11 protein-coding genes are annotated in these 14,668 nt (G+C 36.0%); 7 read left to right on the top strand and 4 right to left on the bottom strand.

Annotated elements, in window-relative coordinates:
* Positions 1-484: 484 nt before the first annotated feature.
* Together BM088_RS04570 and BM088_RS04565 are read right to left on the bottom strand one after the other, a co-directional pair.
* The gene (locus BM088_RS04570) at positions 485-1,996 is read right to left on the bottom strand and encodes a DEAD/DEAH box helicase (protein WP_091980561.1); all 1,512 of its coding nucleotides are present in this window, start codon (positions 1,994-1,996) and stop codon (positions 485-487) included.
* 3 nt (positions 1,997-1,999) lie between these two features.
* Complete coding sequence (locus tag BM088_RS04565) at positions 2,000-2,515, bottom strand: hypothetical protein (protein ID WP_091980557.1); 516 nt, start codon at positions 2,513-2,515, stop codon at positions 2,000-2,002.
* Between the two features lie 121 nt (positions 2,516-2,636).
* Between BM088_RS04565 and BM088_RS04560 the strand changes: the two genes are divergently transcribed.
* The 7 genes from BM088_RS04560 to BM088_RS04530 all read left to right on the top strand — a co-directional run bounded on the left by BM088_RS04560 (position 2,637) and on the right by BM088_RS04530 (position 14,061).
* A complete protein-coding gene (locus tag BM088_RS04560; RefSeq protein ID WP_091980553.1) occupies positions 2,637-2,888 on the top strand; it encodes a helix-turn-helix domain-containing protein in 252 nt (83 codons plus the stop codon).
* 40 nt (positions 2,889-2,928) lie between these two features.
* Positions 2,929-4,464, top strand: coding sequence for a type I restriction-modification system subunit M (locus BM088_RS04555; protein WP_091980549.1), 1,536 nt, complete (start codon positions 2,929-2,931; stop codon positions 4,462-4,464).
* Positions 4,457-5,701, top strand: coding sequence for a restriction endonuclease subunit S (locus BM088_RS27535; RefSeq protein WP_218156449.1), 1,245 nt, complete (start codon positions 4,457-4,459; stop codon positions 5,699-5,701). Before BM088_RS04555 ends, BM088_RS27535 begins: the two co-directional genes overlap by 8 nt.
* A 17-nt stretch (positions 5,702-5,718) precedes the next feature.
* Positions 5,719-6,858 (top strand): PD-(D/E)XK nuclease family protein, encoded by a 1,140-nt coding sequence (locus BM088_RS04545; RefSeq protein WP_091980589.1) that lies wholly within the window; start codon positions 5,719-5,721, stop codon positions 6,856-6,858.
* 173 nt (positions 6,859-7,031) lie between these two features.
* On the top strand, positions 7,032-9,956 hold the full coding sequence (locus BM088_RS04540; RefSeq protein WP_091980546.1) for an RNA-directed DNA polymerase: 2,925 nt from the start codon (positions 7,032-7,034) through the stop codon (positions 9,954-9,956).
* Between the two features lie 13 nt (positions 9,957-9,969).
* Positions 9,970-13,251 carry a type I restriction endonuclease subunit R gene (locus tag BM088_RS04535; protein ID WP_091980543.1) on the top strand — a complete coding sequence of 1,094 codons (3,282 nt, stop codon included), beginning with the start codon at positions 9,970-9,972 and terminating at the stop codon, positions 13,249-13,251.
* 21 nt (positions 13,252-13,272) lie between these two features.
* On the top strand, positions 13,273-14,061 hold the full coding sequence (locus BM088_RS04530; RefSeq protein ID WP_091980538.1) for a M48 family metallopeptidase: 789 nt from the start codon (positions 13,273-13,275) through the stop codon (positions 14,059-14,061).
* 30 nt (positions 14,062-14,091) lie between these two features.
* Here the strand turns inward: BM088_RS04530 and BM088_RS04525 are convergent, their stop codons facing one another.
* A complete protein-coding gene (locus BM088_RS04525) occupies positions 14,092-14,325 on the bottom strand; it encodes a hypothetical protein (protein WP_091980534.1) in 234 nt (77 codons plus the stop codon).
* 15 nt (positions 14,326-14,340) lie between these two features.
* A complete protein-coding gene (locus BM088_RS28055; RefSeq protein WP_425439275.1) occupies positions 14,341-14,553 on the bottom strand; it encodes a ParE family toxin-like protein in 213 nt (70 codons plus the stop codon).
* Positions 14,554-14,668 lie beyond the last annotated feature (115 nt).

Here is a 14,668-nt window from a genome sequence, read left to right as displayed (position 1 = left end):
CTTGGTATTGATATCAGCCCAAATGGAGTGCGCAGTGTATGGCTAAGAAACAATATGAATACCACTGCGTTGAGAGTTGAAAAATCACAATCCTTACAAAAGTCAGCATAAACAATAGCCAGTTTAGTAACTGGCTGATATGCTACTTACGACAAAGTCGCTCGGTAATTAGACCGACAGTTTCCCTTGGTAATCACACTAAAATTGGAAAGTGTCAGATTAGATATGAGCTACTACACATAATGATGTTAACACCAAGCGACTTTGTCCAGCGCTGACAAACAGTTTAGCTAACTGTTCTCCTACGTTTAAATCCCACCTGTGCCAAGTTTTCAATGTGCATACATTTATATCTGGATTTATAGATTGGAAAAGGCAATGTAATGTTCAATCTCGTGGGTTTCACAACTAGCATTGAACTTGTCACTCTTAGCGGTAAACCCATGAATTAAACTTCCTAGGGTTTAATTATTACCTATCATTCTTAAAATACCTGTGTGCTGAATTCGTTAAGTTTAGCGATTGATTTATCTGATATAACCAAATGCTCAAATCCATCAATTTCAAGTTCTGTATGATTGAATTGACCAAAGATCCCCATGATCTTTTCGGTTGTTACAGGTTTTTCACCCTTTGGAGTGTCATCAATAGGTTTTGGTATTTCATCAGTATCAACATCTGGAGTTTCATTTGTATCAGTGATCGTGTCTCCAATATCTAAAATGGGCTTATTCGTTGAAGTATCAGTTGAATCTCCATCATCAATAATGGGTTCACCTTCGATTTTTATATCAACTTCAGCTGTTATTTCTTCAGCCATAGGAACAAACTTAACTTTTGACAGAGCATCAGGAATGTCTTGAGCCACACGGTAGGCATATTTAACAAGTTTTGGTTCTGCTGGCATAAAGAGAAAAGCTTGCTGATTTGGCGCATCGGTAAAACGCAATATACGACCACTCACTTGACGGTAATTCATTTCAGTTTTTACATTCGAAAGGTAACAACATACCTGAAGGCGGGGAATATTAGTGCCTTCGGAGATCATTCCAACACTAATTATCCATTTTTCTTGACTGTTCCTAAAAGATGTAATTAGGTTGTTTGCGCTGTCCTCATCACTTGTAACAACAACAGCGGTTTCCCCTATAGTCTTCTCTAAAATTAGTTTTATTTGCTTTGCATGTACAATAGAGGACGCAACAATTAGACCCCCAGCATCTTTATTGAAGCAACGAAGCTTATCTAATTTAGTATTTGAATGTCTTAATAATTGCTCAATAACTTTTGGATTAGTAACAATATCACTATAGGGAATAATATCTTGTGATAAAAGATCATAAAAACTTGTAAAATAACTAGTCTCATCACCTTTTTTAACTGATATTTGGTCATTATCTAACGCTATTACTTGAGGTATACGGCATACATTATCTCGTATTGCTTCTTGCAACCCGTAAACATAATCACATTGTATTTTTCCTGATTTATTGCAGTAATCTGCAAGTACAATTGGTAACGCATCTGAACGCCAAGGCGTTCCCGTTAATGCAATTGTATAAGCAGCTTTATTTTTTATGTTAGTGATGATCTGCTCACCCCAAGCATTTGCATTTTTTATATTTGAACCAGCACAGTGATGAATTTCATCAAAAATAACAAATACTCTGTAACGCTTTAATAATCGCCATACTGTTTCATCAAGACTACTTAATCCTTGATAGGTATATGAATTTCCCATTGCGTCAATGTTGCCATCAAAATGGGTTTTAAACTGCTCACTTAATGCACCACTAAAATCGTGAGCCACGATAGATGATGGGGAAAAGCACAGTACAAGATCGATTTTATCTTGATCATAAAGCATTTTAGCTAAGGTCGATGCCATCATGGTTTTGCCTGCACCTGGGGTTGCAAGTGCTAAAAAGTGTTTTTTAAACTCATATTTAGAAATTGCGGAGTTGATACACTCCGACTGCCAATTTCGTAGTTTCATTAATTATGTCTCTTTAAGTGATGTTATTAATTTCTCAATCGCTCTTATCTTCCCTTTTAAAATGTGATTGTTCTCATTTACTTCCATATATTCTGTTTTAATTTTATCTGTCATTTCAGGATGCTTTTTTCTCGCTTCATCATAAAACATCATCTCTCCAAGCCCTTTAAGTAGCTGGGATTTGTAAGTATTTAAATCTGCATATAGTTGTTCAACTCTCTGAACATTTTTAAAATCAACTGAAGATGTGCTTTGTGATATCTGTGCTTCTAGAACATTGCGGTCAAATAACTCGGTTTTTTTAAAACGTGTAATATCTTTTATTTCTGATGTCAGTTTTGTTAGCCAACCTCGCTTAACTAACTTAGTTAATTCACCATAAACATATTTACGAGTAACAGCGCGACTGAGCGTTTCATCATTTGCTAACGTGATATATGCAGTTCTGATCTCAACAGCCATAAAATGGTCAATATTTGTCATGCAAATGACTCGGCAAACTAACGGATCTACTTTCATTAGGTCTCTTTTTGACATTAAATTACAAAATTTGATATATATGTTAAAAACATTCATTATATGTCATAGGTTGAAACTCCGCAATGTGGGAAAATTTTCCTTTTAATTGCGGAAGTGATAGATGGAGCCTGTACAAAAGTTAATAGGCATGAATATTAAACTGACTCGCATAAGCCGTTCTGTGGCTCAAGGTGAGCTGGCAAGCAAGTTATCAATAGAGCAAAGCTACTTAAGCCGCATCGAAAAAGGTTCCGTACCAGTGTCTTGCGAAAGGCTTTATGAAATCATTCATATACTAAAGTGTGACGTTACAGATATTTTCCCAACGCCTTTAGAAGTAGAAACAAAATTTAATCAATCTGATAAAGAATAACTAACACCCTTTTAAAAAGGTGGTTAAACAAGGATTTAAAATGACATCAAGTCAAATCAATCAAGACCCAATTATTCAAAGTGACGTAAATAGTGCGGTATGGGCCGCATGTGATACTTTTAGAGGTACGGTAGACCCATCAATTTATAAAGATTTCATCTTAACTATGTTGTTTTTAAAATATATTTCTGATGTATATCAAGATGAATACGATAACCTTGTTGCACAATACGGTGATAATCCAGCACTCATCCAAGCTATGATGGCTAAGCAACGTTTTGTATTACCTAAAGGTGCTAGTTTTTGGGATTGTTATGAAAAACGCCATGAAGCGGGTAATGGGCAACGTATTGATCAAGCTCTTCATGCGATTGAAGAAGCCAACGGTACTAAGTTAAAAAACGTGTTCCAAGATATTAGTTTTAACACCGACAAACTTGGTCAAGAAAAACAAAAAAATGAAATACTACGTCATATATTAGAAGACTTTGGTAAAGACGTTTTAAATTTACGCCCAAGCCGAGTAGGTTCGCTCGATATTATCGGTAATGCGTATGAATACCTAATCAAACACTTTGCTGCGGGTAGTGGCAAATCAGCAGGTGAATTCTATACACCACCTGAAGTATCAGATTTATTAGCGGCTATTTTAGAGCCGAAGGAAGGCGATGAAATATGCGATCCTGCTTGTGGTTCAGGTTCATTATTAATGAAATGTGGCCGTATGGTACGCAATAATTTTGATGGTTCTAAAAAGTACGCTCTATATGGGCAAGAAGCTATAGGCTCTACTTGGGCACTCGCCAAAATGAACATGTTCCTACATGGTGAAGACAATCACCGCATAGAATGGGGCGATACCATCCGCCACCCAATGCTATTGGAAAAAGATACTAGTGGTTTATTGCACTTTGACATAGTAACTGCAAACCCACCATTCTCGCTTGATAAATGGGGTCATGAAGGTGCCGCTGATGATGAATTTGGTCGTTTTCGCCGTGGCGTGCCACCAAAAACTAAAGGCGACTACGCTTTTATCAGCCACATGATCGAAACCCTTAAACCAGAGTCAGGTCGTATGGGTGTTGTTGTACCACATGGTGTGTTATTTCGCGCATCATCTGAAGGTAAAATTCGAAAGCAGCTAATTGAAGAAAACTTATTAGATACAGTGATAGGTTTACCTGAAAAACTATTCTTTGGTACAGGTATTCCGGCAGCAATATTATTATTTAAAAAAAATAAAACCGATAACAATGTATTGTTTATTGATGCCAGTCGAGAGTTTAAATCGGGCAAAAACCAAAACCAATTAACAACTGATAATATCCAAAAAATTATCAACACTTATAAAGCTCGTGAAACAACAGATAAGTATTCATATTTAGCGACCTTTGATGAGATTAAAGAAAACGACTTTAACCTTAATATCCCGCGTTATGTTGATACCTTCGAAGAAGAAGCCGAGATTGACTTAGTGGCTGTGCGTACTGAGCGTGTGCAACTTCAAAATGAACTGCAAACTCTTGAAGTCGAAATGCAAGGTTACTTAAAGGAGTTAGGTTATGGTGCCTAATGGTTGGAAACAGAAAACACTAAAAGAAGTTTCCATCGGGCGTATTAGTAATGGAATATTTAACGACCCTCAATTTGTAGGTTCTGGCTACAAGCTAATAAATGTCGTCGATATTTATGAGCCAAGGGAAGTTAACACAAAAAAATTGCGTAGATTAAATGCCAATACAAAAGACTTTGAAAAATTTCGAGTAGAAAAAGGCGATTTATTCTTTACAAGATCTTCTTTAAAGTTAGATGGAATTGCTCATTGCACTCGTTTTCGTTCAAATGAAGAGGATGTCATGTGGGAGTGCCATATCATGCGCTCTAAACCAAACAAAGCTCTAGTTGATTCAGACTTCCTATATGAATACTGTCATAGCTATGATGCGAAAAAACATTTTATGAGTCATGCAAAAACAGGGACGATGACCACTATTGATCAACAAGGTATAGGGGGGCTTAAAGTTGCTGTTCCTCCACTCCCTGAACAACGAAAAATTGCCAATATCCTTGGGGCTTGGGATAAAGCAATTAGTACCACAGAGCGGCTAATCGACAACAGCAAAAAGCAAAAAAAAGCTCTAATGCAACAACTGCTCACAGGTAAGAAACGTCTACTTGATGATTCAGGTAAACCATTTGAAGGGAAGTGGATTCATGGAGTGATTGAAGATATAGCAAAAGTAACTTCAGGGGGTACACCTAGCAGAAAAATTGACTCATATTGGAACGGCAATATTCCTTGGGTCACTACGACAGAAATAAAGTTTGGTCTTATTACTGACGCCGAACAAAAAATTACAATCGAAGGGTTAAGTAATTCTTCTGCAAAGTTATTCCCTAAAGGAACGATTTTAATAGCTATGTACGGCCAAGGAAAAACTCGTGGTCAAGTCGCTAGGTTAGGATTAGAGGCTGCAACAAACCAAGCCTGTGGAGCATTGTTATTAAAAGATGACTTTGAGATAGATTTTTACTACCAGTACCTCTCTAGTCAGTATGAAAATATTAGAGGTTTGGCAAATAGTGGTGGGCAACAAAATTTAAGTTCTGGAATTATAAAATCAATTCAAGTTCCAATTCCATCGCAATCAGAGCAATGCAAAATAGCCGAAGTCTTAAAAAATGCAGATAAAGAAATCGAGCTATTAGAACAAAAACTTGCAGGTTTAAAGCAAGAGAAAAAAGCTTTAATGCAGCAGTTGTTAACAGGTAAGCGCAGGGTTAAGGTAGATGGAGTTGAAGCGGCATAAACCGCTTTAGTTACTTTATGGAACTAACAAAAATAAAAGCATTACTAAATAAAGCAACCGCGTATCACTATGATAATAACCGTGAGAGCACGTTATTTGATATTGGCATGCGCGGGCACTTTGAAAATCCGACCACTGAAGTTTTAGCCTTTTTCTGTAATGCTAAAGCCGAACATGGCATGGGCGCTTTAGTTGTAGACAGCTTTCTGACGATTATTGCCAATAAAACTGGCAAAACTATCCCATACGAAGAAAATAGCCTAACGCCACCTCAACGCGAAGTGAGCACCGAAAGTGGCAAACGCATTGACTTAATGTTTGGCTCAGATACTTGGTTAATGGCGATTGAAAACAAAATTTACCACACGCAGGCTAACCCCTTTAAAGAGTATGAGTCGTTCATTCATCAACAAATTAAAAATGATAGTTTCACTCAGCAAGAACCTTTATTTGTATTGTTATCACCTGACGGCAAAGTAACCCAAGCAGAGAAACATAAAGAATGGTGTGGTATCTCTTACCCTGAACTTGTGACAGAAATAAAAAGTAGGCTAAAAGATCATTTTTACGACCAGCCTTTTAATAAATGGGTGATCATCCTAAAAGACTTTTTATTACATCTGGAAAATATGATGACTAAAAATAAAATAAATAGCGAGCAAGAGAAGTTTGTTTTTGAAAACATTAGTGGAATTTCAAAAACATGGGAATTATTGATTAATTCTTTTTCAGAATTAGATAAGCAATTCATAAAACAGATTAAAGGTAGCGAAGAAGTAAGTGCTGATATTCGCGTTAAGTATCAACATTGGTTCCAAAAATTACCAACCTTTATTTATTCAGTGCCAAACAGTCAAATTGAATTAGTGCTATTTATGATTAATGATGGAGCTAGTTTCAAGAAAGCTAATGATACGAGAAATGAAAATAAAAGCATTTTTATTCAAATACATATAGCGAAAAAAGAAGGTGGCGACCTACATGATAGAGTACAAGAAGAATTCAAAGGCAAATCAGTAAATACATGGTGGGAGAAAAATAAATTGTATATTCGCTGGCCCGCACAAGAGCTAACAACTGAAGGGTTACTCAAAGATTTGACAGAATCATTTATAAAACTGAATCAAATAGAGTTTGGTTCTGGTAGTTATGAATAAGTAAATTAACAAATGTAATACATAAATGAACCTAAGTTATTGTTATATTCTGTTCAAATTTTAGATATATAAAAGATATCGACAATTTAAATGGTTAATACAGCTTAAAAAAACATCAATAAATAGCTGTAAACAGGTCATTGCTAAAAATAAATTAAAGATAAGGAAATTATATGCTAGCTCCTGCAAGAGTTGAATTAGGTTATAAGTATTTAAAAAGCTATGCTTATTTTGAAAATATAAATCTATTTTTAAAAGCTAGAGTTGCAGAATTTGAATCACAGACAATAAGGGATAACACTTTATTTCAAAAACTGTCTGAAACAATTTTTAGTGGTGAAACAGAAAATAATGACGCCCTAACTGAGTTAATAAATAACGTTGACTTCAAATTAATTGCTAAAGGATTTGAAAACAATAGTTCCAGTGCTGAACCTAACTATGTAACAAATTTCAGAAGCGCAGAATCATATAAAGTTAGTAAAGTTAATTATTTTTTCGATGGGCCTGCCGAGCTTTGGTTGATAGATATATTATGGACTCTTTACGTAGGGCCTTTATTTGATAACGCTTTATCAAAGGATTGCTATGGCAATAGGCTTAAAGCTAAGTGTTTAAGCTTAGTTGAACCTTCAAATAGTAGCGACTCTAAGGATGTGTTTGTTAGTTACATTAGTCAATACAATGATTGGCGAAATGGAGCGATTGAAACAGCTAAACGAGTGACAACTGAAGGTGATAATGTTGCAGTCGTTGCTTTAGATATTAAACAGTATTTTTATAATATCGATTTGAAATTTCAAAAAATCACTGCTGAAATAGAATCATTGATAGATGATAAAGAAGCATTAGAATTAGCGTTATTCTTGACTAACCTTTTGGAAAAAATTTACAAAGAATACAGGGAAAAAATAAAGCCTCAATTAAAATATACCCATAAAGGCTGTGAGAATAACGTAGGTTTACCAATAGGGTTAACATCCTCGACTGTATTAGCAAACTGGTATTTGAGTGGTTTTGATAGAGAAGTCTCTGATATTGTTCGACCAGCATACTACGGTCGGTATGTTGACGATATTCTTTTTGTTTTTAAACGTCCTAAGCTTCAACAAACTAAAGTAGTTAAAAGCTTCATTGAGGATTACCTCTCATCAGCAATTAGTATTGAGGATAAAAAGTTTGAAGTTATTTCAGAGTTTGGCAACTTAGAAGTCCAGCAAGAAAAGATCCAGCTTCACCAATACCACTCTAACCACAGCACAGCCGGACTTGATGTCATTATTGAAGCGCTCCAAAAGCAAAGTAGCGAGTACAGATTATTACCTGACGGCTCAAGTAAGATAAATCTGAGTAACTATGCCAACGAATTTCTTTACGATGGACATGAAAGTAACTTAAAAAATGTATTAAAAGCTTCCGAAAATGAAGGTGGTTTATCCCAATTTTTGTCTAAGCAAATAGCTTTAGCTCAAGGGTCACGTCAAAACCATCATAGGGATTTATTAATTGATATAACAAAGCTTTTTAAAGGGCAAAACATATTGCGATTTTTTAGGCTTTGGGAAAAGGTTTATCAATTTGCAATTATTTTAAAAGAATACGACATTGCTGCAAAGTTTTACCAGAATCTTCAGTTTGAAATTAGTCTCATTAATAGTGCGAGTATTCGATACACCAGAAAACGACAGGCTTTTGTAGAAACTCTAAGGGAGCACATTAACGAATACAATAATATTTCGTTTAGTATGGTAATAGCTGCTTTAGACATAAGATTGCCACAGCAGGGGTTTAGTGGCTTTCAAATGATGCAAGAGCTAGGTTCAAACTTTATAAAGCCGAAAGCATCTTTAGATAAAATAATTGACGAAAACCGTCTGAAACTGCCAACTCAAAAGATTCGTTCTGCTAATTTATTTAAGCACTACTTATCAGCTTGGCCGTTAGCTAATTATACTGATTATGAGGGGGATTTAACCTGCCAGAGAGCCTTCTTGGGCGAAAGAAGTATTAGACTAAACCAAACTAAAGTTAATTATACCCCTCGATATATCCATTTTGATGAATGGCAAACTTTTGATTTATTCAGACTATTGAATGAAGATTCAAATCTACCAGATTGGATAAAAGACTCTGAAACTAATTACTTTCGACAAACAGGTAACTCAATTAGTAACTTTGATGTGTATGAAAAGTCAAATCAAGAGGACAAAGTTACAACTCACCATATTGTTGTTGGTCAAAACTCTAGGCGAGCAGAGCTAAAAATAGGGTTAGCTAATTTTGTTGTAGCAGATAATGATATTGCTTCAGCGTTAAGAGCTGATACACCTACAAATTTAAGTAACGAGCGTCAATACTCATTAAATTCAATGCTTAACTCAGCAGTGAGAGATAATGTTGATGTTTTAGTTTTTCCTGAAGTTTCAGTTCCCGTTGAGTGGTTACCAAATATGATACACTTTGCAAGGCTAAATCGAATAGGTTTAATTTTTGGTTTAGAGCATTGGGTTGTAGGCGGAAATGCTCATAATCTAATTGTTGAGGTGCTGCCATTTCAATCTAATGGTAAATACAACTCTTGTGCGATCCTACCTAGACTAAAGAACCACTATGCACCTGCTGAGCAAAAGTTGCTTCATTCATTGAGACTTTATCAGCCCCAAATCCAGAAACCTGCATATCATAGAGTTAGTTGGAATGGAACGAGTCTGTCTACATACAATTGCTTTGAGCTTTCAGATATTAGTCATCGGGTGCTATTCAAATCCCAGTTAGATTTACTTGTAGCATGTGTTTGGAACCGAGATACCAATTACTACCAACACATATTAGAGTCAACTGTACGAGATTTGCATTGTTATACAGTCCAATCAAACACGTCTCAATATGGTGGTTCGTGTGTACTTCAACCAAGCAGAACCGAAAATAAAACTCTGTTGTATGTGAAAGGTGGAGAAAATAGCTCAATTCTATCTACGAAACTTAACATTAAAAAATTGAGGCAGTTTCATTATCAGTCAAGCCCAACTGAAGCTGATAAAGGCGGATTTAAACCACTTCCTCCTGGTTTTGATCACAATGAACTAAATAACCGATAATTGGGAGAGCCAGATGACAAATATTATCCCAAATTTTAAAGAAGAGTTTAGCTCTAAAATACCTGCATTAACCATGCTAAGTATGCTTGGGTATTCTTTTATACCACCAAGTGAATGCGAGAAATATCGTGGTAATAGTTATTCGGGCAAGGCAACTAGCCAAGTTATGCTGTTATCAGTAATGAGAGAGTTTTTAAGCAATCAAACATTCCCGTTTGCAGGCAAAGAACACAAGCTATCAGCTGCCGCTATCGATAAAATTATGCATGAACTTAACCCTGCGATGAATGAAGGGTTAAAAAGTGCTAATGAAAAACTCTATAACGCTTTGATGTATGGCGTGGGTGTTACAGAATTTATTGATGGTAAAAAAGCATCACCTACGATTCAGTTAATTGATTGGCAAAATATTAAGAACAATCATTTTCACTTTACTGAAGAAATGGTGGTACAAAACAGTGAAGGTACAGGTGTTCGAATTCCTGATATTGTATGTTTTGTAAATGGTCTGCCTTGGGTCGTAGTTGAAGCTAAACGACCTGATTCTTCTACTGAGGGAAAATCGACATTAAGTGAAGCTGTATCACAACAAATACGTAACCAAGGCCAGGCAGAAATTCCACATTTGTTTGCGTATAGTCAGTTGTTGATTTCGGTTAATGGTCATGATGGTTTGTATGGCACTTGCGGTACTCCAGAGAAGTTTTGGGCTAAATGGGTCGAGGAAGACATTATTGAAGCTGAGTTTGTTCGTTTGAAAAACAAAACTTTAAATGAACAACAGCTTGATGGCATTTTCGGCCACCGACCAGCCGCTGCAAAAGATGAATATTTATCCTTGTTAGCTGGAGGTGAACTCACTGTAACTGCTCAAGATAGATTATTAGTAAGTTTGTTAAGACCCGACCGATTATTAGATATGACCCGTTTGTATACCTTGTTTGATAAAAAGGCTGGAAAGATAGTTGCGCGTTATCAGCAAGTTTTTGGTATTAAAGCCTTAATAGAACGTATTACTAGTTTTGATGAGATTAAAAGACCTGGTGCACGTAATGGTGGGGTTATTTGGCATACTACAGGAAGTGGTAAATCATTTACTATGGTGTTTTTGTCAAAAGCGCTTATATGGCTTCAGGAGCTTGCTCAGTGCCGCGTAATAATAGTAACTGATAGAGTTGACCTAGAAGACCAATTGAGCCGTACATTTGCATCTGGTGGCGTTTTAAGCGAACGCGATAAAAGAGATGCAATGGCTACATCGGGTAAACGTTTAGCTGAACAAATTGGCAAAGGTAACGAACGTGTTATTTTTTCTATTATTAATAAATTTGGTTCAGCTATTAAATATGATGAATGTTATAACGATAGCCCGAATATTTTAGTATTAGTTGATGAAGGTCATCGAAGTCAAAATGGTGAGAACAATATTCGTATGTTACAAACCCTGCCAAAGGCGGCGTTTATTGCATTCACGGGTACGCCATTACTTAAAGATGATAAAACTGAAAATAAATTCGGTTCGATAATTCACTCTTACACTATGCAGCAAGCTGTTGAAGATAAGACAGTAACACCATTGTTGTACGAAGAACGCATTCCTGAGCTAAACGTAAACGATAAGGCAATTGATGCTTGGTTTGATCGGATCACAGAAAAACTAACTGAAAAGCAAAGAACAGATCTAAAAAAGAAGTTTTCGCAAAAAGGTCAGATATACCAAACCGAAGGTCGTATTGAGTTGATAGCTCATGATATTTCAGATCACTTTCAGAACTTTAAACAACAAGGGTTAAAAGGGCAGCTAGCTTGTGACTCTAAAGCCTCTGCAATTCGTTATAAGGAAATTTTAGACAAAATAGGCAAAGTTACATCTGTAGTAGCAATGTCGTCTCCAGATACTCGTGAAGGCCATGAGGTAGTAGATCAAGATAGCAAAGACATTGTTCAAAATTGGTGGAAAGCTAATGTTGGCAATGTTGATGAAAAAACCTATACCAAAGATATCATTAATGCCTTTAGTCAAGATGAAGGGCCAGACTTGATGATAGTGGTTGATAAACTACTAACAGGCTTTGATGAACCTAAAAATACGGTTTTGTATATTGATAAACCACTTAAAGAACATAATTTAATTCAAGCTATAGCTCGTGTAAACCGTTTACATAGCAAAAAGCAATTTGGTTATTTAATTGATTATCGCGGTATTTTAAAAGAACTCGATATGACAATTGAAAAGTATCAAGAGTTGGCTGAGCGTAATCAAAATGGCTTTGATGTTGATGATCTTAAAGGATTATACAACCGCATGGATACTGAATATAAAAAGTTACCAGGTTTATATAATGATTTGTGGGCTATATTCGCTGATGTTAAAAATAAGCAAGACCATGCTGCATTGCGTCAAGCACTCACGCCCAAAGTTGAAGATGTACATGGTCAATTTATTGATAAAAACATAAAAAAACGAGATGAGTTTTATACAGCACTCACTGCATTTTTAAACTGTATGAAAGTGGCTTTACAATCGGCTAGCTTTTTTGAAGACAAAAGCTTTGATGACAAACGAGATCATTATAAAGAAACATTAAAGATGTTTGTCAACTTGCGTAAACAAGTGCGTGAAGATGCAAATGAAACTGTTGATTATGATGAATATGCAGAAGATGTTCGTCAGTTATTAGATAAACATATTGCTGGTATTGAAGTAAGAGAACCCGATGGTGCATATTTGGTTGGTAATCTTGGGAAAGATGTTAAACCACAAGATTTAACTGATGATGAAGCCCGTAATCAAACAGATAAAATCACTGGGCGAATTACCAAAATGATTGAGCAAGACTTAGCTGATGATCCATATGCTCAAGAATACTTTTCTAATTTACTTAAAAAAGCGATTGATGAAGCTAAAGCGATGTTTGATGCGCCAGTGAAACAGTACATGCTTTTTGCTGACTTTGAACAAGAAGTTAAACAACGAAAAGTTGAAGGCATTCAAGATATGTTTACTGATGGTGAAGGTAAACAAAATAAACACGCACAAGCTTATTTTGGTTTATTTAAACATTTATTCCCAGATGTTAATCAAACAGAAGATAAGCTGGTTCAATATGCTTTTGATATTGATGGCGTTGTAAAAACAGCGGTTGCCGAGTTTTCAATTAATCCAAGTGAAATTGAAAATGCAATTAGTATGAAACTCCTACCTATGCTGTTTGCAGAGTTGGGCCTTGAAAATGCGCAAAGCTTAATTGAAGAAGTGCTTAAGATTACTCGATTGGGTTTATCTCGTGGTTAAAGCTCGTGGAATATATAGTTAATGAGTGAGATAAAAAAAACAACTCAAGAGCAAGGTATTTTAGCTTACGGCGAGGAGATTATTCATTACGATATAATCAGACAAGTCGTAAGTGAAGATGATGCCGAAAAAGCAAAGAACAAACGTAAAGTTGTGATAAAAGTTCACCCTGATCAGCGTGTAGTTGCAACAGTGCCATATGATGCTGCAACTCAAGTGATCCAAGAAGCTATGACTAAACGCGCACGTTGGATCTGGGAGAGCATTAGTGAGTTTGCTTCACAACATGAATACGTTATGCCAAGACAGTATGTAAGCGGCGAAACGCAATTTTACCTTGGTAGGCGCTATGTTTTAAAAGTGTTAATAGATGCTAAACAAACCTCAAATGTGAAACTTACCCGTGGAAAACTCAATGTAACGCTTAAACATGATAGTGATGATCGGGTGGCTAAAATAAAACCACTTTTAGATAAGTGGTATACCCGAAAAGCCAATGCCATTTTTCATGATAGATTACATGAAATGCTGACAAAAGCGACTTGGGTAGAAGGCTTACCTTCATTTCGTATCATGGCTATGAAAAAACAATGGGGCAGCTGTTCTACTAAAGGTAGCTTGATGCTCAACCCTCATTTGATTAAAGCTCCAAAAGAGTGCATTGACTATGTGATTCTCCACGAACTTTGTCACATAGCCGAGCATAACCACAGTGACAAATTTTGGCGATTGTTAACACAGGTAATGCCTAACTGGAAAGAAGTTAAGGCTAAGTTGGATGACATGGCAGAGTTGTATTTGAATGAGTAAGGCGACTAACATCGTCGCCTTATAAATTTATTAATGAATAGCGGGAGTCTGATTCTCAGTTAACACTGAAGTAGTCTGCGGTGTGGGAACCGTCAAATCATCAGATTTTGCATTAGCTTTATTTAAAGCATAATTCAGGGTATCAGTAATGATTGAATCCATGCCTCCAGACTTTGATATTCTAACATTTCTAGCAGCCCCGCCTGAAATCTTTTTCTTACCTTCACGAATCAATGGTGCTGTCCAAGAATCTCTATATTTCATAACTTAGTTCCAATTTTAAATATAATTATTGTAAGACTCATGAGTCATTAACTTCCATGCTCTTTTGTCTTCCGAGATAAGCCTGTATCTCCTTCCTACATTCAATACATAGCGTAAGCCATATTTTGTTTTAATCTTCCTTGGGTAAAGCTCTTTATTACTTGATAAATGAAGGATACATTTAGTCTTGTCTAAGATTTTTACAGGTAAATTGTTCCAATAATCCACTCTATAGTTAGTCAGCACTTAAGTATCTCCTCTTTTATCTGTAATCAGAATATGGCAAAGTATCAGCCAAATCCCCCCCCATTTCCGATGAGACAACGTTTCAGCTTTCAAATTA

The organism is Pseudoalteromonas denitrificans DSM 6059, assembly GCF_900112265.1.
In the GTDB taxonomy this organism is placed as follows: Bacteria; Pseudomonadota; Gammaproteobacteria; order Enterobacterales; family Alteromonadaceae; genus Pseudoalteromonas; species Pseudoalteromonas denitrificans.
Note: the sequence above shows the minus strand (reverse complement) of the source record. Positions and strands in the feature narration are given on the sequence as shown.

Excerpts from the sequence above, each read along its gene's own strand:
- BM088_RS04535 (WP_091980543.1), top strand. The coding sequence starts at position 9,970 with ATGACAAATATTATCCCAAATTTTAAAGAAGAGTTTAGCTCTAAAATA.
- BM088_RS04555 (WP_091980549.1), top strand. The coding sequence starts at position 2,929 with ATGACATCAAGTCAAATCAATCAAGACCCAATTATTCAAAGTGACGTA.
- BM088_RS04545 (WP_091980589.1), top strand. The coding sequence starts at position 5,719 with ATGGAACTAACAAAAATAAAAGCATTACTAAATAAAGCAACCGCGTAT.
- BM088_RS04540 (WP_091980546.1), top strand. The coding sequence starts at position 7,032 with ATGCTAGCTCCTGCAAGAGTTGAATTAGGTTATAAGTATTTAAAAAGC.
- BM088_RS04525 (WP_091980534.1), bottom strand. The coding sequence starts at position 14,325 with ATGAAATATAGAGATTCTTGGACAGCACCATTGATTCGTGAAGGTAAG.
- BM088_RS04570 (WP_091980561.1), bottom strand. The coding sequence starts at position 1,996 with ATGAAACTACGAAATTGGCAGTCGGAGTGTATCAACTCCGCAATTTCT.
- BM088_RS04530 (WP_091980538.1), top strand. The coding sequence starts at position 13,273 with ATGAGTGAGATAAAAAAAACAACTCAAGAGCAAGGTATTTTAGCTTAC.
- BM088_RS04565 (WP_091980557.1), bottom strand. The coding sequence starts at position 2,515 with ATGAAAGTAGATCCGTTAGTTTGCCGAGTCATTTGCATGACAAATATT.
- BM088_RS04560 (WP_091980553.1), top strand. The coding sequence starts at position 2,637 with ATGGAGCCTGTACAAAAGTTAATAGGCATGAATATTAAACTGACTCGC.